General features: G+C 71.2%; 28 protein-coding genes. 14 read left to right on the forward strand and 14 right to left on the reverse strand.

The features are described 5' to 3' along the window. Positions 1 to 150: 150 nt before the first annotated feature. The 10 genes from AC0IY0_RS22155 to AC0IY0_RS22200 form a co-directional block, all read right to left on the reverse strand. Positions 151 to 411, reverse strand: a complete 261-nt coding sequence (locus tag AC0IY0_RS22155) for an exodeoxyribonuclease VII small subunit (RefSeq protein WP_471765546.1) — start codon at positions 409 to 411, stop codon at positions 151 to 153. Between the two features lie 226 nt (positions 412 to 637). Then, complete coding sequence (locus AC0IY0_RS22160; protein WP_471765548.1) at positions 638 to 1,150, reverse strand: tyrosine phosphatase family protein; 513 nt, start codon at positions 1,148 to 1,150, stop codon at positions 638 to 640. Between the two features lie 76 nt (positions 1,151 to 1,226). Beyond that, positions 1,227 to 1,847 (reverse strand): HD domain-containing protein, encoded by a 621-nt coding sequence (locus AC0IY0_RS22165; protein WP_471765550.1) that lies wholly within the window; start codon positions 1,845 to 1,847, stop codon positions 1,227 to 1,229. Continuing rightward, positions 1,844 to 2,458, reverse strand: a complete 615-nt coding sequence (locus AC0IY0_RS22170) for a DNA-3-methyladenine glycosylase I (protein WP_147908480.1) — start codon at positions 2,456 to 2,458, stop codon at positions 1,844 to 1,846. Before AC0IY0_RS22170 ends, AC0IY0_RS22165 begins: the two co-directional genes overlap by 4 nt. A gap of 75 nt (positions 2,459 to 2,533) precedes the next feature. Further along, positions 2,534 to 3,388: a CAF17-like 4Fe-4S cluster assembly/insertion protein YgfZ gene (ygfZ, locus tag AC0IY0_RS22175; RefSeq protein WP_471765552.1), complete on the reverse strand. Its 855-nt coding sequence runs from the start codon at positions 3,386 to 3,388 to the stop codon at positions 2,534 to 2,536. 110 nt (positions 3,389 to 3,498) lie between these two features. After that, positions 3,499 to 3,753 carry a hypothetical protein gene (locus AC0IY0_RS22180; protein ID WP_007564226.1) on the reverse strand — a complete coding sequence of 85 codons (255 nt, stop codon included), beginning with the start codon at positions 3,751 to 3,753 and terminating at the stop codon, positions 3,499 to 3,501. A 159-nt stretch (positions 3,754 to 3,912) separates the two neighbouring features. Further along, entirely contained in the window at positions 3,913 to 4,341 is a 429-nt protein-coding gene (locus AC0IY0_RS22185; RefSeq protein WP_147940107.1) for a TIGR02301 family protein, read from the reverse strand. Further along, a complete protein-coding gene (locus tag AC0IY0_RS22190; protein ID WP_419828951.1) occupies positions 4,338 to 4,811 on the reverse strand; it encodes an NUDIX hydrolase in 474 nt (157 codons plus the stop codon). Before AC0IY0_RS22190 ends, AC0IY0_RS22185 begins: the two co-directional genes overlap by 4 nt. Then, a complete protein-coding gene (locus tag AC0IY0_RS22195; RefSeq protein ID WP_471765554.1) occupies positions 4,808 to 5,938 on the reverse strand; it encodes a hypothetical protein in 1,131 nt (376 codons plus the stop codon). Before AC0IY0_RS22195 ends, AC0IY0_RS22190 begins: the two co-directional genes overlap by 4 nt. Before the next feature lie 22 nt (positions 5,939 to 5,960). Continuing rightward, positions 5,961 to 6,683: an SDR family NAD(P)-dependent oxidoreductase gene (locus AC0IY0_RS22200; protein WP_058193267.1), complete on the reverse strand. Its 723-nt coding sequence runs from the start codon at positions 6,681 to 6,683 to the stop codon at positions 5,961 to 5,963. Positions 6,684 to 6,859: 176 nt separating this feature from the next. Between AC0IY0_RS22200 and AC0IY0_RS22205 the strand changes: the two genes are divergently transcribed. From AC0IY0_RS22205 to thiL, 4 genes are all read left to right on the forward strand, one after another. Then, the gene (locus AC0IY0_RS22205; RefSeq protein ID WP_471765556.1) at positions 6,860 to 7,429 is read left to right on the forward strand and encodes a carboxymuconolactone decarboxylase family protein; all 570 of its coding nucleotides are present in this window, start codon (positions 6,860 to 6,862) and stop codon (positions 7,427 to 7,429) included. A gap of 112 nt (positions 7,430 to 7,541) precedes the next feature. Next, complete coding sequence (ribH, locus tag AC0IY0_RS22210; protein ID WP_147908475.1) at positions 7,542 to 8,030, forward strand: 6,7-dimethyl-8-ribityllumazine synthase; 489 nt, start codon at positions 7,542 to 7,544, stop codon at positions 8,028 to 8,030. An 11-nt stretch (positions 8,031 to 8,041) separates the two neighbouring features. Continuing rightward, positions 8,042 to 8,665 (forward strand): transcription antitermination factor NusB, encoded by a 624-nt coding sequence (gene nusB, locus AC0IY0_RS22215; RefSeq protein WP_471765558.1) that lies wholly within the window; start codon positions 8,042 to 8,044, stop codon positions 8,663 to 8,665. A gap of 3 nt (positions 8,666 to 8,668) precedes the next feature. Next, entirely contained in the window at positions 8,669 to 9,664 is a 996-nt protein-coding gene (gene thiL, locus AC0IY0_RS22220) for a thiamine-phosphate kinase (RefSeq protein WP_471765559.1), read from the forward strand. On the opposite strand, the gene AC0IY0_RS22225 is transcribed toward thiL, so the two are convergent. Then, positions 9,584 to 9,985, reverse strand: coding sequence for a hypothetical protein (locus AC0IY0_RS22225; protein ID WP_147908473.1), 402 nt, complete (start codon positions 9,983 to 9,985; stop codon positions 9,584 to 9,586). The genes thiL and AC0IY0_RS22225 overlap by 81 nt on opposite strands. A gap of 503 nt (positions 9,986 to 10,488) precedes the next feature. Between AC0IY0_RS22225 and AC0IY0_RS22230 the strand changes: the two genes are divergently transcribed. Beyond that, complete coding sequence (locus AC0IY0_RS22230; RefSeq protein WP_471765561.1) at positions 10,489 to 12,633, forward strand: sodium-translocating pyrophosphatase; 2,145 nt, start codon at positions 10,489 to 10,491, stop codon at positions 12,631 to 12,633. Between the two features lie 243 nt (positions 12,634 to 12,876). Here the strand turns inward: AC0IY0_RS22230 and AC0IY0_RS22235 are convergent, their stop codons facing one another. Beyond that, positions 12,877 to 13,155 carry a hypothetical protein gene (locus AC0IY0_RS22235; RefSeq protein WP_419828953.1) on the reverse strand — a complete coding sequence of 93 codons (279 nt, stop codon included), beginning with the start codon at positions 13,153 to 13,155 and terminating at the stop codon, positions 12,877 to 12,879. Then, entirely contained in the window at positions 13,152 to 13,700 is a 549-nt protein-coding gene (locus tag AC0IY0_RS22240) for a hypothetical protein (RefSeq protein ID WP_471765562.1), read from the reverse strand. The genes AC0IY0_RS22235 and AC0IY0_RS22240 overlap by 4 nt, the downstream gene beginning before the upstream one ends. 458 nt (positions 13,701 to 14,158) lie before the next feature. Between AC0IY0_RS22240 and AC0IY0_RS22245 the strand changes: the two genes are divergently transcribed. From AC0IY0_RS22245 to AC0IY0_RS22255, 3 genes are all read left to right on the forward strand, one after another. Beyond that, positions 14,159 to 15,250 carry an alkene reductase gene (locus AC0IY0_RS22245; RefSeq protein ID WP_471765564.1) on the forward strand — a complete coding sequence of 364 codons (1,092 nt, stop codon included), beginning with the start codon at positions 14,159 to 14,161 and terminating at the stop codon, positions 15,248 to 15,250. A 436-nt stretch (positions 15,251 to 15,686) separates the two neighbouring features. After that, entirely contained in the window at positions 15,687 to 17,600 is a 1,914-nt protein-coding gene (locus AC0IY0_RS22250; protein WP_471765565.1) for a PAS domain S-box protein, read from the forward strand. 1 nt (position 17,601) lies between these two features. Then, positions 17,602 to 18,264: an HAD hydrolase-like protein gene (locus AC0IY0_RS22255; RefSeq protein ID WP_471765567.1), complete on the forward strand. Its 663-nt coding sequence runs from the start codon at positions 17,602 to 17,604 to the stop codon at positions 18,262 to 18,264. Positions 18,265 to 18,409: 145 nt separating this feature from the next. Here the strand turns inward: AC0IY0_RS22255 and AC0IY0_RS22260 are convergent, their stop codons facing one another. Further along, on the reverse strand, positions 18,410 to 18,907 hold the full coding sequence (locus tag AC0IY0_RS22260; protein ID WP_147857231.1) for an outer membrane protein assembly factor BamE: 498 nt from the start codon (positions 18,905 to 18,907) through the stop codon (positions 18,410 to 18,412). A 191-nt stretch (positions 18,908 to 19,098) separates the two neighbouring features. Here AC0IY0_RS22260 and AC0IY0_RS22265 point away from each other — a divergent pair, with 191 nt between their 5' ends. The 6 genes from AC0IY0_RS22265 to AC0IY0_RS22290 all read left to right on the forward strand — a co-directional run bounded on the left by AC0IY0_RS22265 (position 19,099) and on the right by AC0IY0_RS22290 (position 24,112). Then, positions 19,099 to 19,656, forward strand: a complete 558-nt coding sequence (locus tag AC0IY0_RS22265; RefSeq protein ID WP_147908467.1) for a ubiquinol-cytochrome C chaperone family protein — start codon at positions 19,099 to 19,101, stop codon at positions 19,654 to 19,656. Beyond that, positions 19,653 to 20,168 (forward strand): YceD family protein, encoded by a 516-nt coding sequence (locus AC0IY0_RS22270; RefSeq protein ID WP_147908466.1) that lies wholly within the window; start codon positions 19,653 to 19,655, stop codon positions 20,166 to 20,168. The genes AC0IY0_RS22265 and AC0IY0_RS22270 overlap by 4 nt, the downstream gene beginning before the upstream one ends. Positions 20,169 to 20,587: 419 nt before the next feature. After that, positions 20,588 to 21,622: a phosphate acyltransferase PlsX gene (gene plsX, locus AC0IY0_RS22275; protein WP_147857119.1), complete on the forward strand. Its 1,035-nt coding sequence runs from the start codon at positions 20,588 to 20,590 to the stop codon at positions 21,620 to 21,622. Between the two features lie 307 nt (positions 21,623 to 21,929). After that, entirely contained in the window at positions 21,930 to 22,922 is a 993-nt protein-coding gene (locus AC0IY0_RS22280) for a beta-ketoacyl-ACP synthase III (RefSeq protein WP_147908465.1), read from the forward strand. 217 nt (positions 22,923 to 23,139) lie between these two features. Then, positions 23,140 to 23,469: an integration host factor subunit alpha gene (locus AC0IY0_RS22285; RefSeq protein WP_147908464.1), complete on the forward strand. Its 330-nt coding sequence runs from the start codon at positions 23,140 to 23,142 to the stop codon at positions 23,467 to 23,469. A gap of 157 nt (positions 23,470 to 23,626) precedes the next feature. Then, positions 23,627 to 24,112, forward strand: a complete 486-nt coding sequence (locus AC0IY0_RS22290) for a MerR family transcriptional regulator (protein WP_419828957.1) — start codon at positions 23,627 to 23,629, stop codon at positions 24,110 to 24,112. The last annotated feature ends 5 nt before the right edge of the window (positions 24,113 to 24,117 follow it).

Below are 24,117 nucleotides of genomic sequence, written 5' to 3' on the forward strand. Positions count from 1 at the left end.
CGCACCGCGTCCGCCACCGCCTGCAACTCGGATTCGGGAAGCTGCCGGAGCGCCGCAGGCTCCGGGATACGGTCGAGAAGTGCGCTCAGCTCGGGGGAAATCGCCACGGCATCAACCTCTATCGGACGGGATCGGTCTGACCGCCGAGCCTCAGGATATATCGAGCGGCGCCACGCCCTCGGGCCGCCCGTCGGCGCCGAGGGTGATCCTCTGGATCCGCGCCTCGGCCCGCTTCAGCAGCGCCTCGCAGTGCTTCTTCAGCACCTCGCCGCGCTCGTAGATCGCCACCGACTCGTCCAGCGGGACATCACCCCGCTCGAGCCTGCGCACGATCTCTTCGAGTTGCTCCAGCGCCTTCTCGAAGGGCAGGTCGCCGGCGGCCGAGGCCACCTCGGGTCTGCTCGCGTTCATCCCACACACATCCTTTGGGTCGGTTCTAAGGCGGCAGCCGGTGCGGCCACAACCCACGCGAGGGCGAGGCCGGCCGGATAGGCCGCGTTTTGGCAGCATGCGGCGGCGTTTGCGCCACACTCTCCGCGCCTTGGGGCGCCCCTTAGCGAACCCGGCGTGGAACGCCTACCGGACGGTCGTGCGCGGCGGCGGGGGCGCCGACAACCGGAGGTTATCCGCCCGGCTGTCACGTCAGCGTCAGGCAGAACGGCGTCCCCTCGAACGCCTCGGCGCCGCGGCCGATCCGCGCGACCGCCGCGATCATCCGGCCGTCACGGTCGAGCATCCGGTCCGCGATCGCCACGAACAGCGGATTGGGCGTCGCGGACGGGGATGCCGCGCGCAGGGCCTCGGCGATGTCACCCTCGTCGCGGTCCGGTGCCAGCGCGCAGGCCGCGATGTAGGCGGCCGCGGTGGACCGGCTGATCCCGGCATAGCAGTGGATCACCAGCGGCTTGTCCCGGGGCCAGGCTCGGGCGAAGGCCAGGATGCCGGCCACGTGCTCGTCGGCCGGCAAGACGTGTCCATCCCGGGGCTCGGCGATGTCGCTGACCCCGATGACGGAGTGGTTCTCCGCATCGATCAGCGCCGGGCGCTCGAGCGGCGTGCCGACGTTGACGAGCGTGAGCACGTGGCTCGCCCCGGTGGCGGCGACGGTCTCGGGCAGGCGCGAGAGCGGACAGACGTGAAGGGTTGGCATGATGGCGGGCACCTGACGCGTGATCGTGACGGATCGAGGGCGACGCGGCGGCGGCCCGCAGCCTCGGCATGGCGCCTCATTCCGGATCGGGAGATGGGGGCCCGGAATCTTCCGCCAGGGTATGAAAGCGGTCGAGGAACCGCGCCTGCGCCTGCGCGGTCGGCCACGGTTCGGCGAGCGCGAGGACACCCGCCGGCAGGTCCGGGGCGCGCCCGAAATAGCGCTCGGCCTCATCCAGGGCGAAGCCGGCGAGTTCGACGGCCTCGATATGGGCCGCGATCCGGTCGGCCCGCTTCACCAGCCGTCCGATGGCGGGCACGGGAGCCGCGAGGCCGAACCGGCGGCGCACGGCCGCGAGCAGGCGCAATTCGACCCCGCGATAGGCGTCGCCGATCGCCGCCTTGAGCGGGGAGATGATGTCGCCGACGACATATTCCGGGGCGTCGTGCAGCAGTAGCTCAAGTCCGTCCCGATCGGTGCAGCCCGGGGCGATGTGGCGGCCGACCGCCTCCACCAGCAGGCTGTGCTGGGCGACCGAGAAGACGTGCGGCCCCCGGGTCTGGCCATTCCAGCGTGCCACCCGGGCGAGCCCGTGGGCGATGTCGGCGATCTCGATGTCCCGCGGCGCGGGATCGAGGAGGTCGAGGCGGCGGCCGGACAGCATCCGCTGCCAGGCCCGGGGTGCCGGGTCGATCATGCCGGCTGGCCCAGCGCGGCGCAGGGCCCGTGGCGGTGGCAGCCGACAAGATGGTCGTTCACCATGCCGACCGCCTGCATGAAGGCATGCACGATGGTCGGTCCACAAAACGAAAAGCCCTCCGCCTTGAGGGCCTTGCCGATCGCCCGGGAGACCGGCGTCTCGGTCTGGATCTCGGTGCGGCTCCGGGCGCTCCCCTGGATCGGTCGGCCGTCCACGAAGTCCCACAGGAACGGTGCGAAGCCCGGACCGCTCTCTTCGATCCGCAGCCAGGCCCGGGCCCCGGCGATCGTACCGACGATCTTCGCGCGGTTCCGGATGATGCGGGCGTCGGCCATCAGCCGCGCCACGTCGGCCTCGGTGTAGCGGGCGATGGCCTCCGGGTCGAAGCCGGAGAACGCGTCGCGGAAGCCCTCGCGGCGGCGCAGGATCGTGATCCAGGACAGGCCCGCCTGGAAGCCGTCGAGGATCAGCTTCTCGTAGAGCGCCTGCCCGTCGCGCTCGGGCACGCCCCATTCGGTGTCGTGATAGGCGACGTAGAGCGGGTCGTAGCCGGCCCACCAGCAGCGGGGGCAACCGTCGGGATGGTCGATCAGGCCGGTCTCGGGCATCCCGGTGGTTTAGCGAGAACAGGAGCGGAACGCTATCGCCACGCCAAACACGTCACGTTACGCTGCGATCAGCGATCAGGCGGCCGGCGATGCAGAGGCCTCAGGCATCGAGAACGTCGCATAGGCCGGCTTCTCGAACGTCACTGGACGATCGCCGGCGAGAGGGGTTGCACCGGCCGCGAGGGCGTCGGCCAGGCGGTCGAGCCGCACCAGCGCGAGGCCGTACTCGCCCGCGGTACTGCCGGTGGTACCCAGTCCCTTGCCACCGGCGGTGATTTCGGTGCCGGGGGGAGGGGCCTCGCCCGTATAGCGAGCCGCCAGGATCCGGGTGCGGGCGGTGCCCCGGTGCTGCATGCGCGAAACCACCTCCTGGCCCACGTAGCAGCCCTTCTTGAAGTCCACGCCGCCGAGCTGGTCCAACAGCGCCTCATGGGGGAACGCATCACCGTAGACGTAATCGCGTCCGCCCTCGGGCACGGCGAGGCCGATGCGGCGCCGGTGGTATTCCGCCTCCGACGCGTCGGCCGAGAAGGCACCTTCGCCGGCGTAGATCCGGGCGCCGAGATCCACATGGCGGGCATCCGCCACGGTGTCCGACTCGGCCGCCGGCGAGGCCCCGGCCCAGGCCGCCGCCACCGCCACGGTTGGGTCGACCGCGATCGCCACCTGCGCGCGCAGCCGGTAAAGCGTGAGGCGTTTGGCCAAGTCGGCCGCCCGGTCGATCGCCGTGTCGAGCCGGAAACCGTCCGGGATCCGCGAGATCAGGAAGTCGAACAGAATCTTGCCCTGGGGCGCCAGGAGGGCGCCGAGGCGGGCCTCTCCGGCCTGCAGGGTCTCGACGTTGCAGGTCAGCACGCCCTGCAGCAGTGCGGTGGATTCAGGCCCTGTGACGGTGACGAGGGCGCGGTCCGGCAGCAGGGCGACGGGCATGGCAGTCAGATCCTCACGCGACAGGGGCAATCCGGAATTCCGGAGTGCAGGGCCGGGAGGTAGTCGCTGCGCACCCGTGCCTCAACCGTCCGGGCTCCGCGGCCGCCTCGTCAATGCTGGAGGGTCGTGGTGAAAGCACCCCCGCGGATGCGCTCGGGAAAGCCCTCGGCGTAGCGGGCGGTGGCTTCCTCGCCGTAGGTCATCACGAGTTCCTGGAAGGCCGCGAACAGGGCGGCCTGAGCCATGCAGTCGCCGTCGAGCCCGTCGAGACAGCCTTCCGCGAACGCCTCCGAGACATAACTCAGCGCGACGCGCTTCTCCTCGACATCGACCTCGATGGGGGCGGTCTGAGAGATGTGCTGCATGGACCCGGTACTTCCGTTGCGCCGGGCACGGGACCCGGCGGACCAACGAATGATAGGTGGCTCCCCGCGGCTCGGCCAGCCGAGAATTTCAGATCGGTTAACGCGGACGCTCGAAGTTGATCCTTTCGGGGGATGCATCCCGCCTGTGATGCCTCTGCATCACCCACCGAATCGCCCAGCCAAGGCGTGCGACAGCCTGTCACCCTCCGTGACGTAGCGGGCGGCCGCCTCGTGCGCGGCCGGGGTGCAGACCCGGTAGGTCAACGCGTAGCCGCGATAGCCGCGATTGTAAGCGCCGGCCAGTCGATCACGCCGGGCCGGCGTCACGCCTTCGGACTCGATCAGCGCCTTCATGCGGGCCGGCCATTCCCCGGCGTCGGGTGCCACGCAGAGGCCGCGCAGGAAGGCCAGCGCCCCGATGATCTCGGACATCCGCATCAGGTCGCGGTCGTAGGGAGCGGGCACGTCCGCCGGTGGGGACGCTTCCTTGGGCGCCTCCTTGACTGGCGCCGCACGGCTGCCGCGCTGCTGCGCCAGGGCCGGCCCCGCGAGCGCCACGGCGAGGCAGAGGATGACCGGAAGCCTCACGGGCGCGCCTCTCCTCTGTCGCCGACCCGGTCGAACGCCTCCTGAAGGGTCCCGATCAGGCCCGGCGTCGTCGCCAGGCCGGCGATCTCGGCGAGCGTCGCCCACCGGACCCCGAGGGCCTCCGGGCCCGCCACGGGCTCGCCGCCGCACCAAAGGGCTGCGTGCGGGTGGACGACGTAGTGGTGCCGGACGCGGCCGGCCTCGTCCCGGACGATGATCTCGGTGGGTGAGAGCACGCCGACCACCTCGGCCGCCAGGCCGACCTCCTCGGACAATTCGCGCAGGGCCGCCTCGGCCAGGGCCTCGCCGGCCTCGACCAGGCCGCCCGGCAGGGTCCACACGCCGCGCATCGGCTCGTTCGCCCGGGCCGCCAGCAGGACGCGATCGCCGCGGATCACCGCGATCGACGCGCCCACGAAGGGCCGGGTCGGGAACAGGCGCCCGCCGCCATCGGCTTCGCCCGCCGTCACGGCTTGCCTCCGTCGGGGGCGACGATTGCGACCCGCCCGTCGGCGAGGCCGACCACCAGCCGCGTCGCGGCGCCTTCGCCGAGTGCCACGATGCCGATCGTGGCCGGTGCCGGCAGCGGGATGCGCAGGCGCTCGTGCAGCGCACCCTTCGCCTGAACGAGGGCGATCTCCGGCCGTCCGGCCACCGGCACCGCGAGCTCGGGTGGGCCTGCGGCCGGGGCCGTGACGGCGAGGTCCGCATCTCCCTCGCCCGCCGCGTAGCCCGGGGCCTCGCCAGCGGCCTCGATCCGGCCCGCCTGCAGGGTCCAGAGCTGCAGCAGGCCCCGTGCGCTGACCGTGGCGGCCTGCACGATGCCGGAACCCGCGAAATCCGCGATGCCGGCGATCTTCAGGGGCGGGCCGGGCTGCACCGGGGTGCGGGCCGTGACGCTCCAGGCCTCAGCACCGTCGGGGCGGCCGATCAGCACGAGGCCGCCCGAATCCAGTCCCGAGAGGGTCGCGGCCAGGAGGGCCGGGCGGCCGGCGAGGCGCAGCAGGCGCGGCCGGAGCGGCGCGAACGCCGCGTCGCCCCCCGCCGGGACCGTGACGGTGGCGACCGGGACCGGCTTCGGATCGGTGCTGACGGCCATCGGCTGGCGTTCGCGGATCGTCAGGACGGCGGCGGCCTCGCCGCCATCTGCGGCCCGGGTACGGCCGGTCAGGTAGGCGCTCAGAGGCCCGGCCAGGACCCGGCGCGAACCCGGCAGGGCGCCCCGCGGCGTCTCGGCGGCGGTCAGCCCCTCGACCGCCTCACGGCCGATCGGCCGCGCCGTAACGGTGCCGTCCGCGAGGCCGAGCACGGCACCGCCGTCGTCGCCCCAGACCACGGCGATCGGGGCGCTCTCCTCGTCGCCGGCCGGCTGGCTCGTCTTCGCACCGGCGATCGGCAGCAGGCCGGCGGTCGCCACCGAGATCGCGACCTCGCTGCGCGGCCCGCGCAGCGCCCTCACCTTGAACGGCAGGTCCAGGATCCGGAGGCCGGGTGGCTCGGCACGGGCGGCGGCGAGCGGCGCCGCACACAGGACCAATCCCATGAGGGCCGCGACGATCCGGCGTTGCCGGGGCGGGAAATAGCGCATGGCGGTCATGTCCGCCGCCCGGAGCGGCGGGTCAAACGTGCTGGCCGCCGTTGATGTGCAGCTCGGCCCCGTTCACGTAGGACGAGGCGTCGGTGCACAGGAAGTAGATCGCCTTTGCGACCTCGTCGGGGGTGCCGAGCCGCCGCTGCGGGATCTGCTCGACGAGCTTCTCCGTTCCGGGCGACAGGATCGAAGTGTCGATCTCGCCCGGCGAGATCGCGTTGACCCGCACCCCGAGGGGCCCGAAATCGGCGGCCATCTCGCGGGTCAGGCCGGCGAGGGCGGCCTTGGAGGTGCCGTAGGCGGCACCCGCGAACGGGTGGACCCGGGAGCCCGCGATCGAGGTCACGTTGACGATCGAGCCCCGGGCCCGGGCGAGTTCGTCGCGCAGGCCGCGGGCCAGCAGGATCGTGGCGAAGACGTTGACCTGGAACACCCGCTGCCACCCGTCGAACTCGGTGGCCAGCGCCCCCAGGCGCTCGCCCGCGGGGCCCTTCGGCGAGATGCCGGCATTGTTGACGAGCGCGTGCAGCACGCCGCCCTCGGCATCGAGCCGTCCCCGGACCTCCTCGATGGCCCGCATCGTGTCCTGGGCGTCCGCCAGATCGACCTGGAGGTGGTCCTCGGGACCCATCTCCCAGGGGCAGTTCTCGGGGAACGCGTGGCGCGAGCAGGTGATCACCCGCCAGCCGGCCGCCGAGAAGCGCTTGACGGTGGCGTGTCCGATGCCCCGGCTCGCGCCCGTGAGCAGCATGATGCGCCGGCGTTCGTTGACGGGGAGGGCCAAAGCCGTAAGCCTCGCTGGCGTGTGTTCGGATCGCGTCCGGCCCGGGCGCTCGTCGTGCCGGTGAGCCTGAACGGTCTAGGCTCACGGGGGCCGGAAATCCAGAGCGCGTGCCGCGCGCACGGTGCTAGTGAGGGCAGGAAGCCATGACGGGTACGGACCGCTTGCCGGAGATCCCCGCCGACCAGTTCTCGGAGGCGCAGGCCGCAGCTGCCGAGGTGTTCCGCGCCGAGCGCGGGGTCCCGGTCTTCGGGCCGTTCGTGCCGCTGCTGCGCAGCCCCGAACTGATGCTATGCGCCAGCCGCATGGGGCTTTACCTGCGCTACGGCAGCGCCCTCCCGTTGCGGATCAGCGAGTTCGTCATCCTGATCGTCGCCCGGCTGTGGAGCCAGCAGGTCGAGTGGCAGATCCACCACCCGATCGCGCTCAAGGCCGGGGTCGCACCGGAGACCGCACAGGCCCTGGCAGAGGGCCGCCGGCCCGAGACCATGAGTGACGACGAGGCGCTGGCCTACGCCTTCTCGACCGAGGTGCAGCACAACCGTGCGGTGAGCGATGCGACCTACGCGTCCGTGGTGGCGCGCTTCGGCGAGCAGGGCGCGATCGATCTCACGGGGATCAACGGCTACTACGCGCTGCTGGCCATGACCATGAACGTGGCCCGCACGGCACTCCCGGAGGCGGGAGCGCCGCCGCTGCCGCCGCTGGTGCGGTAGCGTACCGCGGTGCTTGTCGCGCCGGCCGCTTCGGTCTAACCGTCCCTCTATCCCGAGGGCGCCCGAAGCGCGGCGCCCTCGCCAACCCCCGAAAAACCGACCGGACTCAGCCATGGTCGCCCATAACCGCGCCGCCACGGCGCCGATGCCCGCGGATCCGGCCCTTGCCGGCGCCCGGATCCTCGTCGTCGAGGCCCGCTACTACGAGGCGCTCGCCGACGAGCTGCTGGCCGGCGCCCTCGCGGTGATCGAGGCGTTCGCCGCGCACGCCACCGTGGTCACGGTGCCGGGCGCCCTCGAAATCCCCGCCGCGGTGGCGATCCTGGCGGATGACTACGACGCCGTGGTGGCGCTCGGCTGCGTGATCCGCGGTGAGACCGGGCATTACGACATCGTGGCCGGCGAGAGCGCCCGCGCCCTGATGGACCTCTCGGTCCAGCGCCGGCTGCCGCTCGGCAACGGCATCCTCACGGTCGAGACAGAGGCGCAGGCGCTGGAACGGGCCCGGGTCGCCGAGATGAACAAGGGCGGCGGCGCGGCCGAGGCGGCGCTCGGGGTGCTCGCCCTCAAGCGCGCAGCCGAGGCGGCGCGCCCGCGATAACGAGAACCGACATGACCGCGACGACCGAGACCAGGCCGGACGACACCGCCCAGGATGGCGCCGGAGGCGGTGCCCAGGAGACGGCTCACGAGACGGCCCGGGCTATCAGCCCGCGCAGCGGCGCGCGCCTGTCCGTGGTGCAGGCGCTCTACGAGATGGACATCTCCGGCAAGGGCGTCCTCGACGCGCTCGCCGAGTTCGAGGCCTTCTGGATCGGCCAGGAGGTCGACGGGATCATGCATCCCAAGGCCGAGACCGCCTTCTTCCGTGACCTGCTGCGCGGCACGGTCGAGGAGCAGCGGGCGATCGACCAGAAGCTCGACCAGGCTTTGGCCCAGGGCTGGCCGCTCCGGCGCATCGAGATCGTGCTGCGGGCGATCCTGCGGGCGGGCGCCTACGAGCTGCTGTTCCGGCCCGACGTGCCGGCGCCGGCGGCGATCTCCGAATATGTCGACGTGGCCCACAGCTTCTACACCGCCGACGAGCCCGGCCTCGTCAACGCCGTCCTCGACCGGGTCGCCCGGGAGGTCCGGCCGGGTGAGATGAGCGCGCCCAAGGGCGGCAGCAACAAGGGCGGGAGCAACAAGGGGGGCGGCAAGCCGGGCTCCGGAAAGCCGCCCGCCAAGAAGGCCTGAGCCGTGTCCCGGCCGGGCCGCGCCTCCGAGGAGGGGCTGATCGCCCGCTACTTCGCCCCGCTGGCCGGGCCGGGAGCGGACGGGCTCCGGGACGATGCCGCGACCCTGACGCCCACCCCCGGGCATGATCTCGTCGTTACCGCCGACGCGGTGGTGGCCGGGATCCACTACTTTCCCGACGATCCCCCGGCCTCGATCGCCCGCAAGGCGCTCGGGGTGAACCTGTCCGACATCGCGGCCAAGGGGGCGGTGCCGCGCGGCTTCCTGCTGACCCTGGCACTTCCGGACGACTGGACGGAGGCGTGGCTCGCCGGCTTCTCCGGTGGACTCGGGGCGGCGGCGGCCGAGGTCGGCTGCCCGCTGCTCGGCGGCGACACGGTGCGTTCCGGCGGGCCGGCGCTGATCGGGGTGACGCTGTTCGGCGAGGTGCCGTCCGGCGGCATCGTCCGGCGCGGCACCGCCCGGGTCGGCGACCGGATCTGCGTCAGCGGCACGATCGGCGATGCGGCGCTCGGCCTGCGGCTGCGCCTGGAGCCGGACGCCGCCTGGGCGGCGGCCCTCGACCCGGCGCTGCTGGCGGTGCTGGCCGACCGGTACCTGCACCCGCGCCCGCGCCTCGCCCTGGCGACCGCGATCCGCCGCCACGCCTCGGCCGCGATGGATGTGTCGGACGGGCTCGCCGGCGACCTCGCCAAGATGCTGGGCGCGGGCCGCAGCGCCCGGATCGCGGTTGGATCCGTGCCGCTGTCGGAGGCCGCGGCCCGGGCGAGCGCCGCCGAGCCGGGCCTGATCGACCCGGTCCTAACCGGCGGCGATGATTACGAAATTCTCTGCACCGTAGCCCCCGAGGACCTCGACGCGCTCCGGGCCGAGGCGGCGGAAGCCGGGGTCCCGCTCACTGCCATCGGGACCGTCACTTCAGGCGACGGCCCGCCCCGCTTCGAAATGGGCGATGGCGCTGCGCGCGTGTTCGCGGCTGGGGCGTTCAGCCACTTCTGAGGCGGGGCCCGGATTGGTCCGGCCGAGGACGATGTGGGTCACCCCCTCGGGCTGGCGCCCGATCTGGCGGCGGACCTCGTCCATCATCCCGGCCGCCACGATCGGCATCCACAGGGCCAGGTCGCCGCTGGTCAGCGCGGCGCGGCCGGTGAGCGCCTCCTCCGGGCGGGGCGGCGTCGAGAAGGCGCGCTGCAGGATGTGCAGGAGGTCGCCCTGGACCGCCTCGGGTTGGGCCGAGACCCGCTCGGCGATCAAAAAGTGCACCGCCCCGGTCAACACCTCGATCGTCGCCGCCAGCTTGGCGACTTGGTCGCTGCTCATGTCCAGCCCCATCCGTTATACAACCGGAAGTAGAGATCCGTATGGTTAACCGCGGGTTAAGGCCCTGCGTAGCCGCGAAGAATTCGGCGGCCGGGGCGGCGCGGGGGCGGTCGGATCGGTCCAGACTTCGACGAACCGACACCTCGGACGCCGCTTCGCTGCGAAGAGCCTTCGCGGTCTGGGTCCGCATCCTGGCATGGCGCAATGCAGCATCGGCATGATGCAGTGCCCAAGCCGGAAAACGCGGCGTTTGCGCTCACCGGCGAAGTTTGGCAACTAGACTCCGCCCGATCACGCCATGCTCGGGCCGACTCTTATCCTTTGCTGAGACGGCTCACTGTCGCCGAACCGGTCTGCACTTCGGCGGCGGACGCGCTAAGACTTACCGACTGGGAAGGAATGCACTGATTCGCGCACAACGTCCCATGGTCGTCCTGCGACGGCCAAGCGCGACACCGATCACAAGCCCCCGCCAGGCACGATAAGAACAAGGACGGTAGAGCATGATCCCCTTGGCTTTGATCATCGTGGGCGGGCTCTGTGCCGTCGCCTACGGCATCGTCACGATCCTCGACGTGATGCGGCGGGACGCCGGCACCCAGCGCATGCAGGAGATCGCCGCCGCCATCGCGGAGGGCGCGCAGGCCTACCTGAAGCGGCAATACCTCACCATCGGCGTGGTCGGATTGGTGCTGTTCGTGCTGCTGGCGGTGTTCCTCGGGATCAAGGTGGCGGTCGGCTTCCTGATCGGCGCGGTCCTGTCGGGGGCCGCCGGCTTCATTGGCATGAACGTGTCGGTGCGGGCCAATGTCCGCACCGCCCAGGCCTCCTCGACCTCGCTGGGGGCGGGCCTCGACATGGCGTTCAAGTCCGGGGCGGTGACCGGCATGCTGGTCGCCGGCCTCGCCCTGCTGGGGGTGGCCCTCTACTACCTCTACCTCACCCGCGGCGCCGGGCTCGACCCGTCGAGCCGCGAGGTGATCGACGCGCTGGTGGCGCTCGGCTTCGGCGCCTCGCTGATCTCGATCTTCGCCCGGCTCGGCGGCGGCATCTTCACCAAGGGCGCCGACGTCGGCGGCGACCTCGTCGGCAAGGTCGAGGCCGGGATCCCGGAGGACGACCCCCGCAACCCGGCCACCATCGCGGACAACGTCGGCGACAACGTCGGCGACTGCGCCGGCATGGCGGCCGACCTGTTCGAGACCTACGCGGTGACCATCGTGGCCACCATGGTGCTGGCCGCGATCTTCTTCTCCGGGCCCACCGGCAGCGGCCGGGCGGTGCTCGAACCGATGATGCTCTATCCGCTGGCCATCGGGGCGGCCTGCATCGTCACCTCGATCGCCGGCACCTACGCGGTGCGGCTGTCCGCCAACCAGTCGATCATGGGGGCCCTGTACAAGGGCCTGATCACCGCGGGCGTGCTCTCCGTGGTGGCGATCGCGATCGTCAACCTGACCCTGCTGGGCGGCTTCTCGACGGCGTTCACCACCGCCACGGGCGTGACCTTCACGTCGGGCGGCCTGTTCGGCTGCGCGGTGATCGGGCTCGCCATCACGGCGCTGATCGTGGTGATCACCGAATACTACACCGGCACCAACTTCCGCCCGGTGAAGTCCATCGCGGACGCCTCGGTGACCGGCCACGGCACCAACGTGATCCAGGGCCTCGCGATCTCGCTCGAATCGACCGCGCTGCCGGCCATCGTGATCGTGGCCGGCATCATCGCGACCCACGCCCTGGCCGGCCTGTTCGGCATCGCCATCGCGGTCACCGCGATGCTGGCGCTCGCGGGCTTCATCGTGGCGCTCGACGCGTTCGGGCCGGTCACCGACAATGCCGGCGGCATCGCCGAGATGGCCGGGCTACCGCCGGACGTGCGCAAGTCCACGGACGCGCTGGACGCGGTCGGCAACACCACGAAGGCGGTCACCAAGGGCTACGCGATCGGCTCGGCCGGCCTCGGCGCCCTGGTTCTGTTTGCCGCCTATACGTCCGACCTGAACTACTTCATCGCGAATGCCAGCCCGACGCAGTACCGGTTCTTCCAGGGCGTCAGCGTCGATTTCTCCCTGTCCAACCCGTACGTGGTGGTCGGGCTGCTGCTCGGCGGCCTGATCCCGTTCCTGTTCGCCGGCATCGCCATGACGGCGGTCGGCCGGGCGGCGAGCGCTGTGGTCGAGGAGGTCCGGCGCCAGTTCCGGGAGAAGCCCGGGATCATGCAGGGCACCGCCCGGCCGGATTACGGCCGGGCGGTCGACATGCTGACCCGGGCGGCGATCAAGGAGATGATCGTCCCGTCGCTGCTCCCGGTGCTGTCGCCGCTCGTGCTGTTCTTCGTGATCCAGGCGATCGCGGGCAAGAGCCAGGCCTTCGCCACGGTGGGGGCGAGCCTCCTCGGCGTGATCCTCACCGGCCTCTACGTCGCGATCTCGATGACTTCGGGTGGCGGCGCCTGGGACAACGCCAAGAAGTACATCGAGGACGGCCACCACGGCGGCAAGGGCTCCGACGCCCACAAGGCCGCGGTGACCGGCGACACGGTCGGCGACCCCTACAAGGACACGGCCGGCCCCGCGGTGAACCCGGCGATCAAGATCACCAACATCATCGCCCTGCTGCTGCTGGCGGTGCTGGCGCATTATTGAGGGGCGGGTCCGGCGCGGATCCGCGCCGGACTCGGCGCTCAGCGCGCCGCCCGTGAAGGTCGCGTGTCCCTGGGTTGCTTCGCTGCGCTCGCAATGACGGTGGGGCAGCGATAACGCCTCAGTGGCCATCCCAATCCCTCACCCCATCCTGAGGCGACGGAGCGAAGCGGAGGCCTCGAAGGAGGGCTCCAGCCTGGCGCGCGAGCCCTGGAGGGTGCCTTCAAGTGTGCCCTCGCGAACAACTCAACGCGGTGGAATGACGTGTCGCGGACTCCGGGGCACAGTCGGCGGCACCCGTACATGGCGGATCGTAGCTAAATCCGTGTCGTAGTCACCGAGATGGACATTGAGACCGTTCAGGATGCGTTCGCAGGCCCCGACGACCTTCGTGCGGTCTGTGATCGGATTGCTATGATAGAGTTCGTTGCGAGCTTCCTTGATGACCCGCATCGTATCCTCGAACATCTTTCTGTCGAGCTTGAAGCCGAGTTCTGCGTCCGAGCAGAACATTCCGCGTGTCATCGACCAGTCTGCACTGAGGATGTTCCACAGGTCGCCGAGGTTGAGGGTGTAGAAAAACTCATCGGTGCGACCCGGTCCGAGACGCTCTGCACGTGGAGCGGATTGGCAATGGTATCGAATGCCCGCCAGACCGCCTTTAAGAAGGCAGCGCTCACGGGGATCGTCCAAATGGTTGGGAGGGCTTGAGCCGTCTGGCCGCGTGCCCGGGCATCCCGGATCAAGGTCCACCAATGCACACCGTTGAACTTGATCGCTGACTGCTCTGCCAGGGCCGACCTGAGGCCGTTCTCCACCGCGAACAGGAACGGGTAGATCGCGGAGAATTCCTTGATCTTCCGGGTGTAGATCTGATGCACCAGGGATCGCTGTGCGTCAGGTGGTACCAACCGGAGCTTGCGTATTTCCGTGGCCTCGCGAATCGCGTCCCGGAGCAGCGTTGGGTTCAGCGTCCGCATGTCCTTGTCGAGCAAGTCGACCTCATGCGAGCGAGGCGTGAACGTCAGGTACGCTCCGAGCAGTTCGCGAGTCGGGACATGGCGCTTCAAGATAGGCATCAGCACTTGTGATGGTCTGAGTCTCGCCTTATAACAAGCCTACTCGCTTGGTGGCGGCGCAATGGTGTCGCGAGCCCATGGGATTGCCATGGCACCTTGAGAGTCTAAACCAAAATTTTTGAAAGGCGTGGCTCGTAGGGGCCGCGCCTTTTTCTGCTTATAGACTGTCTCGAGCGTCAATTGCCGCGTGCGCTATACTGAGATGGGCGCACTTCTTTTCAGTGCCGAGCGATGCATTTGGCTCCCTACGATCGGCTGCGCCGACCGACCCCTGGAATCGTTCCACCCCCAAATCCAAAGAAAACCGGGATGATTCCACCCCCCTGGGACGTGCGCTCGCGCACGGACCGAGCCCCCATGCTGCGCTGCACCCTGGCATCACCGCGCCGCGACGCCACCTCGGCGGTTGAGTTTCGGACGCGGCGTCGCCGCACCAGCACGAGGTATCCATGCCGTCCCTGCACGACCCGATCCGCATCGGCGCCATCGAGGCGAAGAACCGGATCTTCATGGCCCCGCTCACCCGCGGCCGCGCCACCCGCGAGCACGTGCCGACCCCGATCATGGCCGAGTATTACACCCAGCGCGCCGGCGCCGGGCTGATCCTCACGGAGGCCACCGGCATCTCCCAGGAGGGCCTGGGCTGGCCGTTCGCGCCGGGGATCTGGTCCGATGCGCAGGTCGATGCCTGGCGGCCGATCGTGAAGGCCGTGCACGACCGCGGCGGCAAGATCGTCTGCCAGATCTGGCACATGGGCCGGCTGGTCCATCCGGACTTCCTCGGCGGCGAGAAGCCGGTCTCGGCCTCGCCCCTCGCGGCCCCGGACCAGGCGCACACCTATTCCGGCAAGAAGCCCTACGCCGAGCCGCGCGCGCTGGAGGTCTCCGAGATCCCGCGTCTGCTGGCCGATTACGAGCGCGCCACCGCCAACGCCCTGGCGGCCGGCTTCGACGGGGTGCAGATCCACGCCGCGAACGGCTACCTGATCGACGAGTTCCTGCGGGACGGCAGCAACCACCGCACCGACGCGTACGGCGGCACGATCGCCAACCGCGTGCGGCTGCTGCGCGAGGTGATCGACGCGGTCGCGGGCGTCGCCGGGCCGGAGCGCACCGGGGTGCGCCTGTCGCCCAACGGCGCGATCCAGGGCACCAACGATTCGAACCCGGAGCCCCTGTTCGTGGCCGCCGCCCAGGCGCTCGCCGACAGCGGCATCGCCTTCCTGGAGATGCGCGAGCCCGGCCCGGACGGGACCTTCGGCAAGGCCGACCACCCGCCGATCGCCCCGGCGATGCGCAAGGTGTTCCGCAACCCGATGATCCTCAACGCCGATTACGACGGGGTCAGCGGCCAGAAGGTGCTGGATGCGGGCGACGCCGACGCGATCGCGTTCGGCCGGACCTACATCGCCAACCCGGACCTGGTCGAGCGTATCGCCAAGGGCGCCCCGCTCGCCAAGGACGAGGCCGCGACCTGGTACAGCCAGGGGCCGCAGGGCTACACCGACTACCCGACGCTCGGCGAAGCCCGCGCCGCCTGATCGACCGGCACGGCGCCGGGGCCCGCGGCGGGTCCCGGTGCCGGATGCCGTCTCGATCGACAGGCCAACGCCGGCCGCGTGGACCGCCTCGTCATTCCGGGGCGCCGCAGGCGAGCCCGGATTGCGGGGTCACCGACGGCGCAAGGCCTCGCGATGTCGGCGGATCCGGATCCCGGGCCCCGGCATGGCGCAGCGAACCGCGCGCGTCCCCGCGACGATCAAGCCGGCCGAAAACGGGCGCGGTCCATACGGAATGGTGCAGAGTCCGGGCGCCGCGCCGACGCCGGGTGGATCAGCCGCCCCAGGGCGGCGATGTCGCCGACCCGACTGCGCGGGCCGGTGAAGCGAATACCCCGCCGCGCACCCTGACACGGGGCCTTAATACGCGGCCATGCCTATGCAGCCGCCCGTCGCGCGCCTATGTGAGCGCCAGACCATGGATGTGCCGCCCCCCAATTCACGCGCGGATCGCGAACCGACCGACCGGCGCTGGAGCAGAGCGGACCGGCTGGCGGAACTGCACGACCTCGCCATCCTCGATAGCGCGCCCGAGCCGCTCTACGACGACCTCGTCCGCATCGCCGCCCATGTCTGCCGGGCGCCGGTGGCCCTGGTCAGCCTGGTCGATGCCGAGCGGCAATGGTTCAAGTCGGAATTCGGCCTCGGCCAGCGGGAATTGCCGATCAACTGCTCGGTCTGCGCCCACACGATCGAGGCCGGCGACTGCCTCATCATCCCGGATCTCGCCGACGACCCGCGCACCATCGACAACCCTCTGGTGACCGGCGGGGCGGGCTTCCGCTTCTACGCGGGGGCGGTGATCCGGGGCGCGCAGGGCATTCCGCTCGGGGCACTCTGCGTCCTCGACCGGACGCCCCGGCCCGAGGGGCTCGACGCCGACCAGGCCGCCACGCTGTCCGCCCTGGCGCGCCAGATCTCGACGCTGCTCGAGAACCGCCGGACCCACGCCCAGGTCGCCGCCCGGGAGGCCGAGATCGCCGCCAGCGCGCGCCGCTTCCGGGTGATGACGTCGGCGATGCCCCAGATGGTCTGGACCACCCTGCCGGACGGGTTCCACGATTATTTCAACGACCGCTGGTACGAGTTCACCGGCATGCCGTACGGCTCCACCGATGGCGAGGGCTGGAACGGCGTGTTCCATCCGGACGACCAGGAGCGGGCCTGGACCCGCTGGCGCCATTCCCTGAAGACCGGCGAGCCTTACGAGATCGAGTATCGCCTGCGCCATAAAGACGGCGCCTACCGGTGGACGCTGGGCCGGGCCATGCCGATCCGCGACGCGGAGGGGCGGATCGAGCGCTGGTTCGGGACCTGCACCGACATCGACGACCTGAAGCAGGCGGAGGCCGAGGCGCGCAAGCTCGCCGCCATCGTGGAGACCTCCAAGGACTTCATCGGCCTCTTCACCCTGGACGGCGCCGTCACCCATCTCAACGAGGCCGCGCTGGCGCTGGTCGGGCTGCCCGACCTCGCCGCCGCCCGCCGGCACCGGATGGAGGATTTCTTCGGCGACGACAGCCGCCGGGTGCTGACCGGGACGGTGATGCCGGCGGTTCGCCGGAGCGGTTACTGGGAGGGCGAACTGGCCTTCCGGCATTTCGGCACGGGCGAGCCGGTGGCGGTGCTGTACAACATCTTCCCGGTGCGCGACCCGACCGGGGCCGAGATCGGCTACGCCACCGTCACCCGGGACCTGCGCGAGGCCAAGCGCGCCGAGGAGGCCCGCGACCTGCTGATCCGCGAGCTGTCCCACCGGATCAAGAACATCTTCGCGGTGGTGGGCGGCCTGGCGGCCCTCACCGCCCGCAGCGACCCGGCGGCCAAGCCGTTCGCGGCGGCCTTCCGCGAGCGGCTCGGCGCGCTCGCCCGGGCCCACGAATACGTCCGCCCGCATTCCCCCGACAGCGCCCCCGAGGTCGAGGGCCAGACCGTGCTCGGGCTGATGCGCCTGATCATGGCCGCCTACGAGGAGGACGGCCGGGCGCGCGTCGCGATCTCCGGGGACGATGCCGCGATCGGCGAGCGCACCGCCACCGCGCTCGCGCTGATCATGCACGAGCAGGCCACCAACGCGATGAAGTATGGCGGGCTCTCCACCAAGGCGGGCGGCGTCACGCTGAGCGGGCTGCGCGACGGCGCCCGCTACACCCTGACCTGGGCCGAGTCCGGCGGCCCCCCGGTCACGCAAAAGCCCTCCCGGAAGGGATTCGGCACCGTGCTGGCCGAGCGCAGCGTCGCGGGGCAGCTCGACGGCGTGCTGGAGCACGATTGGGCGCCGGGCGGGCTGCTGATGCGGCTCAGCATGCCGCTGGCCAACCTCCGGCACTGAGATGGCGCGCAGCCCCGGCGGGGCCGGGCCCGCGCTCGTCGTGCTCGATTTCGACGGCACCCTCGCGGACAGTTTCGGCTGGTTCTGCTCGGTCCTGAACGGCGTCGCCGACCGCTACCGCTTCCGCCGGGTCGAGGCCCACGAGGTCGAGGCGCTGCGGCTGCAGGGCGCGCGGGCGATCGTGGCCCATCTCGGCATCCCGCGCTGGAAGCTGCCCTTCATCGCCCGGCACATGCACGCGCTGGCCGCCCGCGACGCCGGTGCGATCGCGCTGTTTCCCGGGGTGCCGGAGATGCTGGCCGACCTCGCGGCGGCGGGGGTGCCCCTGGCGATCCTGTCGTCGAACCGCGCCGACACCGTCCGCCGGGTGCTCGGCCCCGAGAACGCGGCCCGGATCGACGCCTATGCCTGCGGCGCCTCGCTGTTCGGCAAGGCCCGGCGGCTGCGGGCGCTGCTGGCCCACCGGAAGGTCGCGCCGGAGCGGGCCCTGTGCATCGGCGACGAGGTCCGCGACCTGGAGGCGGCCCGGGCGCTCGGCTGCCCGTTCGGCGCGGTGGCCTGGGGCTACACCGAGGCGGGCGCGCTGGCGGCGCTCGGGCCGGAATACCTGTTCGCCGAGCCGGCGGACATCGCCCAGCTGGTGCGACGACGCGAATTGGTCTGAGACACGTCAGGGTTTCAAAAGGTCTGCGACCTTTTGCGGGTGCAGGGCAGAGCCCTGCGGCAGAGCCCCGCTCTGGGTGCTCAGGGGCTCCGCCCCCGAACCCCGTCAAAGGGCTGAGCCCTTCGGAAACCCCTGACGCTCGTTCTTACAGGCCGCGGTTGGCGCCCGGGACGACGCTGGTGCCCTTGCCGGAGCCGAACGGCTCGTAGCGGGTCAGGCCGCGGAACAGCTGGCTGAGGAACGCCCGGTCGGCGCCGCTGGTCGGCGTGGTGCGCTCGATGAAGTCGAACACCCGGCCGTCTTGCAGGCCGTAGAGCGCCACCCGCTCGACCTTGAAGCCGGGGGTGAAGTAGACCGCCGTGACCTTCTGGTCCTCGACCTGCTCGCCCAGGAACATGATCGTCCGGCTGGTGTTCTGCGAGATGTAGTACCAGGACTTGTTGCCCACCGTAGAGACCGTCGACGGCGTGCCGAGGATCTGCAGCACCTGCTCGGGGGCCATGCCGGGCTTGATCGTGGCGAGCGCCGCCTGGTCGATCTGGTAGCCGTGGCGGAGCTCTTCGCCGACGCAGCCGGCGAGGCCGGCACCCGCGAGGCCGATCAGGGCGAGGCGCGCAAAGGACTGGACGAGACGGCGCCGCATCGGGCCCCCAAAGAGCGTGTTGACGGACGAGCGACGCAGGCCGCCGCCGGTCCATGTCTCCGACGGCGCTTGCGCCTTGGGCGTGGGTTGCCGTACCGCGGGGATATGGCTTTGACAAGGCAAGCTTGGCCACACGCCCCGGCCGCCCGATGCCGCCGCGGCGCGGCATCGCCCTTCTTTCGGAGGCATCCATGATCGCCGCGCTGTTCCGGCGCGATGGCGCGCGCCGCCGCGCCGTCGAGGGGCTGCACGCGGCCATCAGCCTGGCGGCGCGCCGGCCGGGCCTCTACACGGGGCTCGCCGTGCCCGACACCGTGGAGGGCCGGTTCGAGGCCCTGTGCCTGCACGTGATCCTGGTTCTGCGCCGGCTGAACCGGTTGCCGGCCCCGGCGGCCGACGTGGCGCAGGACCTGGTCAACGCGGTCTTCACCCAGCTCGACGCGGCTTTGCGCGAACTCGGCGTCGGCGATATGGGCGTCGGCAAGCGGATGAAAAAACTCGGTGCCGCCTTCTACGGCCGGGCCACGGGCTACGATGCTGCGCTCGACGCCCGCGACGACGCGGCCCTGCGGGTGGTGCTCGCCCGCAACGTGCTCGGCGGGGAGGGCGACCCGGCGGGCCTCGCCGCCTACGTGCTGGCGGCCGATGCGGCCCTGGCCGGGGCCGACCTCGACGGGCTGCTCGGTGCCGGGCCGCCCTTTCCGGAGCCGGACGCGTTCGCGCCGGCCCCGACCGGAGACAGGACATGAGACACCGTACGGGCCCGGAGAGCGGGCCGCTTTCCCGCTGGGTCAACGTCGATCGCCTGCCGCAGGGGCGGGGCGCCGTCACCGTCGAGGCGAGCCAGGCCGAGTGCGACGCGCTCGCGGCCGACTTCAAGATCCCCGCCATCCGCGACCTGGTCGGGCGCTTCGACATCTCGGGCTCTACGAACCGGATGACCGTCACCGGCACGGTCGAGGCCGTGGTGACGCAGGTCTGCACCGTCAGCCTCGAGCCGTTCGAGGGTCCGGTCCGCGAGCCGGTGGAGGTCGTGTACACCGACACCGACCAGCTCGCCGGCACCGACGCCGAGGACGTCGAGGTGCCCGACCCGCTGGTCGGCGGCCGGATCGATTTCGGCGCGCTCACGGCCGAATTCCTGGCGCTGGGCCTCGATCCCTATCCGCGCAAGCCCGGCATCGCGTTCGAGCCCGTGGTGGCGGGCGAGGATGCCGGCCCCTTCGACGCGTTGCGCCGGCTCCGCGACGGGGAGGGCTGAGGCCGTCCGGCTCGGCGCTGTCAGCAGTCGGGTCGCTGCGCGAGAGGGAAGAATCGGGCGTTCGGTTTCCACCAAGAGGAATCTCCAACCTACGCCCTCATCCTGAGGTGCCGGAGCGCAGCGGAGCCCTCGAAGGAGCCCTCCAGCCGGCCGCGCGATCCCTGGAGATCTCCTTCGAGGCTCGCTGCGCTCGCACCTCAGGATGAGGGGGGTGGACGGGATCGCTCGCAGAAGCAGAAGCCCCCCGCAGAGCCCCGCTCCGGCCCGCCCCGAAACAATTGCCTGACCCGTCCGGCCCGAATTCATTTGCCCGGCGGGCCTGTATCGCTATGGTCCGGCGCGCCCGGCGGGCGGCCCTCGTCCGTCCCGCCGCCGTTCCCGCCGCCGTTCCCCCTGCCGAGACCGCGACCCGCAAAGACATGTCCCAACGCGTGTGCATCTCGCTCGACGCCATGGGCGGCGACCACGGGCCCTCGACCGTCGTGCCCGGCGCCGCCCTGGCCCGCGAGCGCCATCCCGACATGACCTTCCTGCTGTTCGGCGACGAGGCGGTGATCGCCCCGCTGGTCGCCAAGGAGCCGCGGCTGAAGGACTGCGTCGAGATCCGCCACACCACCGTGGCCGTGGCCATGGACGACAAGCCCAGCCAGGCGGTGCGCCAGGGCCGCGGCAAGTCCTCGATGTGGCAGGCGATCCAGGCGGTGCGGGACGGGCAGGCCGATGCCTGCGTGTCGGCCGGCAACACCGGCGCCCTGATGGCGATGTCGAAGATCTGCCTCAAGACCATGTCGGGCATCGAGCGCCCGGCCATCGCGTGCCTGTGGCCCACCGTGCGCGGCGAGAGCGTCGTGCTCGACGTCGGCGCCACCATCGGCACCGATGCCGAGCACCTGGTCGAGATGGCCGTGATGGGCTCGGCCATGGCCCGCATCGTGTTCGATCTCGACAAGCCGACCGTGGGCCTGCTCAACGTCGGCACCGAGGAGATGAAGGGCAACGAGGCGGTCAAGGAAGCCGCGCGGCTGCTGCGCGAGATGGAGAGCACGCGGCTGACCTATCACGGCTTCGTCGAGGGCACGGATCTCGGGCGCGGCACCGTCGACGTGGTCGTGACGGAAGGTTTCACGGGAAACATCGCGCTCAAGACCGCCGAGGGCACCGCCAAGCAGATCGGCAGCTACCTGCGCTCGGCCATGACCCGGACCCTGTCGGCCAAGATCGGCGCGCTGTTCGCCCGGCAGGCGTTCAAGGCCCTGAAGGACAAGATGAATCCGAGCCGCGCCAACGGCGGCGTGTTCCTCGGGCTGGAGGGCATCGTGATCAAGAGCCACGGCTCGGAGAACGCGCAAGGTTTCGCCGCCGCGATCGATCTGGCGCACGACATGGCCCGCCACGATATGATCCGCACGATCCGCGAAATGCTCGATCAGACGGCGGTCCTGGCGCCGGCTTGATTCTCTGTCTTCGGCCGTGGCGTTTCCCACAACGCCCGAACCTCCTCCCCGTCATTCCGGGGCGCCGCAGGCGAGCCCGGGATGACGGTGTGATCGGTGCTCGCGAGGTTGCTCCTCCGGTCACCGAACGTGGCCGGGGCGGCCCTGGACGATCTGCGATCGTGCGTGCGGCCGGACCGCTGTCCGCGCGCGTGCCGCGTTGGCCGGATCCCTATCTCGGCTCCGCGTGTTCAAACGGATGGAATTCGGACGTCCGGGGCGACACAACTGAGAATTGTGACGCCTGCGCCGTCCGGGAAGGAAAGCGATGTCAGCCCTCCGCACAGAGTCTCCGCAGGCGCCGCGCTCGGTGGTGGTCGGGACCGGGTCGAGCCTGCCCGCGCAGGTCGTCACCAACGCCGCCCTGACTGAGCGGGTCGACACCTCGGACGAATGGATCGTCCAGCGCACCGGCATCCGCCAGCGCCACATCGCCGACGCGAGCGAGACCACCTCGGTGCTCGGCGCCCGGGCCGCGCAGGCCGCCCTCGACGATGCCGGGCTCACCGCCGACGACATCGACCTGGTGATCTGCGCGACCTCGACGCCGGACCACACCTTCCCGGCCACCGCCACCCAGATCCAGGCGGCGCTCGGCATCCACCGGGGGGCGGCCTTCGACCTGCAGGCGGTCTGCGCCGGCTTCGTGTTCGCGGTCTCCACGGCCGACAAGTTCCTCACCACCGGCTCGGCCCGCCGGGCCCTGGTGATCGGGGCGGAGACCTTCTCGCGCATCGTCGACTGGGAGGACCGCACCACCTGCGTGCTGTTCGGCGACGGGGCCGGGGCGGTGGTGCTGGAGGCGCGTGCCGATGCGGGCGAGCGCGGCGTCCTCTGCGCCAGCCTGCGCTCGGACGGGCGGCACCGGGACAAGCTCTACGTCGATGGCGGGCCCGGCTCCACCGGCACCACCGGGCGCCTGCGCATGGAGGGCCGCGAGGTGTTCCGGTTCGCGGTCGGGCAGGTCACCGACGTGATCGCGGACGCGTTCGCGCAGGCCGGGATCACGGCCGCCGACCTCGACTGGTTCGTGCCGCACCAGGCCAACCGCCGGATCATCGAGGCCTCGGCCGACAAGCTCGGGATCGCCCGGGAGAAGATCGTCCTGACGGTGGACCGCCACGGCAACACCTCGGCCGCGTCGATCCCCCTGGCCCTCGACGTGGCCCGGCGGGACGGCCGCATCCAGCCCGGCGACCTCGTGATGATCGAGGCGATCGGGGGCGGCTTCAGCTGGGGGGCGGCGCTGATCCGCTGGTGACGCGGCACGGCCTCAGGTAGGCCTCGCCCGGCGCCGAAGCCGGCAGCCGCCATCCGTCGGGAGGCGCCGGGCCAATTCGTCCGCCCCGCGCGGTTGACCGGGCGGCGGACGCAGATTAGCGTGCCGGATCATAGGGATACACCTTCAGCTCACGGTGCGGCGAGGTTCGTCGCGCCCGTGGGCTGCCGGATGAGAACAGCAGGCGAGGGGACACGGCATGGCAGGCAAGACGGTGACGCGCGCCGACTTGAGCGAGGCCGTCTACCACCAGGTGGGCCTGTCGCGGACCGAATCCGCCGCCCTTGTCGAGACTGTGCTGTCGGAGATCTGCGGCTGCCTGGCGGGGGGCGAGACGGTCAAGCTGTCCTCGTTCGGCTCGTTCGTGGTCCGCAGCAAGGGCAAGCGCGTCGGCCGCAACCCCAAGACCGGCGTCGAGGTCGCGATCGAGCCCCGCCAGGTGATGGTGTTCAAGCCCTCCAACGTCCTCAAGGCCAAGATCAACGGCCAGGCGCTCAACGGCGCCGACGGGTCGGACGACGACGATTGAGCGGGGGCCGCCCTACCGCGCAGCGGGGGGGCGGGCGACGCGCGCTAAGCGGATGTCGTTCCGGCGCGGCAAACTTTATCGCCTCAACCCTCGGTAAGGCTTGAGCCCGGCCCCGCGGACCGTCAAGATCGCCGTCGTCCCGCCGCATCAGATAACCATGCCCCCAGCCCTCGCCGCCGACGTGCCCCTCGAACCGATCGGCGCGAAGAGCGCCGGCGCCTTCCGGACCATCGGCGAGGTCTCCGAGGAGCTCGACGTGCCCCAGCACGTCCTGCGGTTCTGGGAGACGCGATTCGGCCAGATCCGCCCGGTGAAGCGGGCCGGCGGCCGGCGCTACTACCGGCCGCAGGACGTCGAGCTCGTGGCCGGCATCCGGCAGCTCCTGTACGTGCAGCGCTACACCATCGCGGGCGCGCAGCGGGTGCTCAAGGAGAACGGCATCCGCTTCGTCCAGGCGGTCGGCCGCGGCGAGGTCCGGGCGGCCGAGCCCCGGATCCAGGAGGTCGAGGACGCCCCCGAGGCGACCATGCAGGACCTCGCCGACACCCCCGACCGGGCGGCCCTGCGGGACGTGCTCGACGACCTGCAGGCCTGCCGGGCACTGCTCGACGCCCTGCGCCGGCCCTACGACCGCGACGTGTAGCGTTC

Source organism: Methylobacterium sp. AC315 (assembly GCF_979253755.1).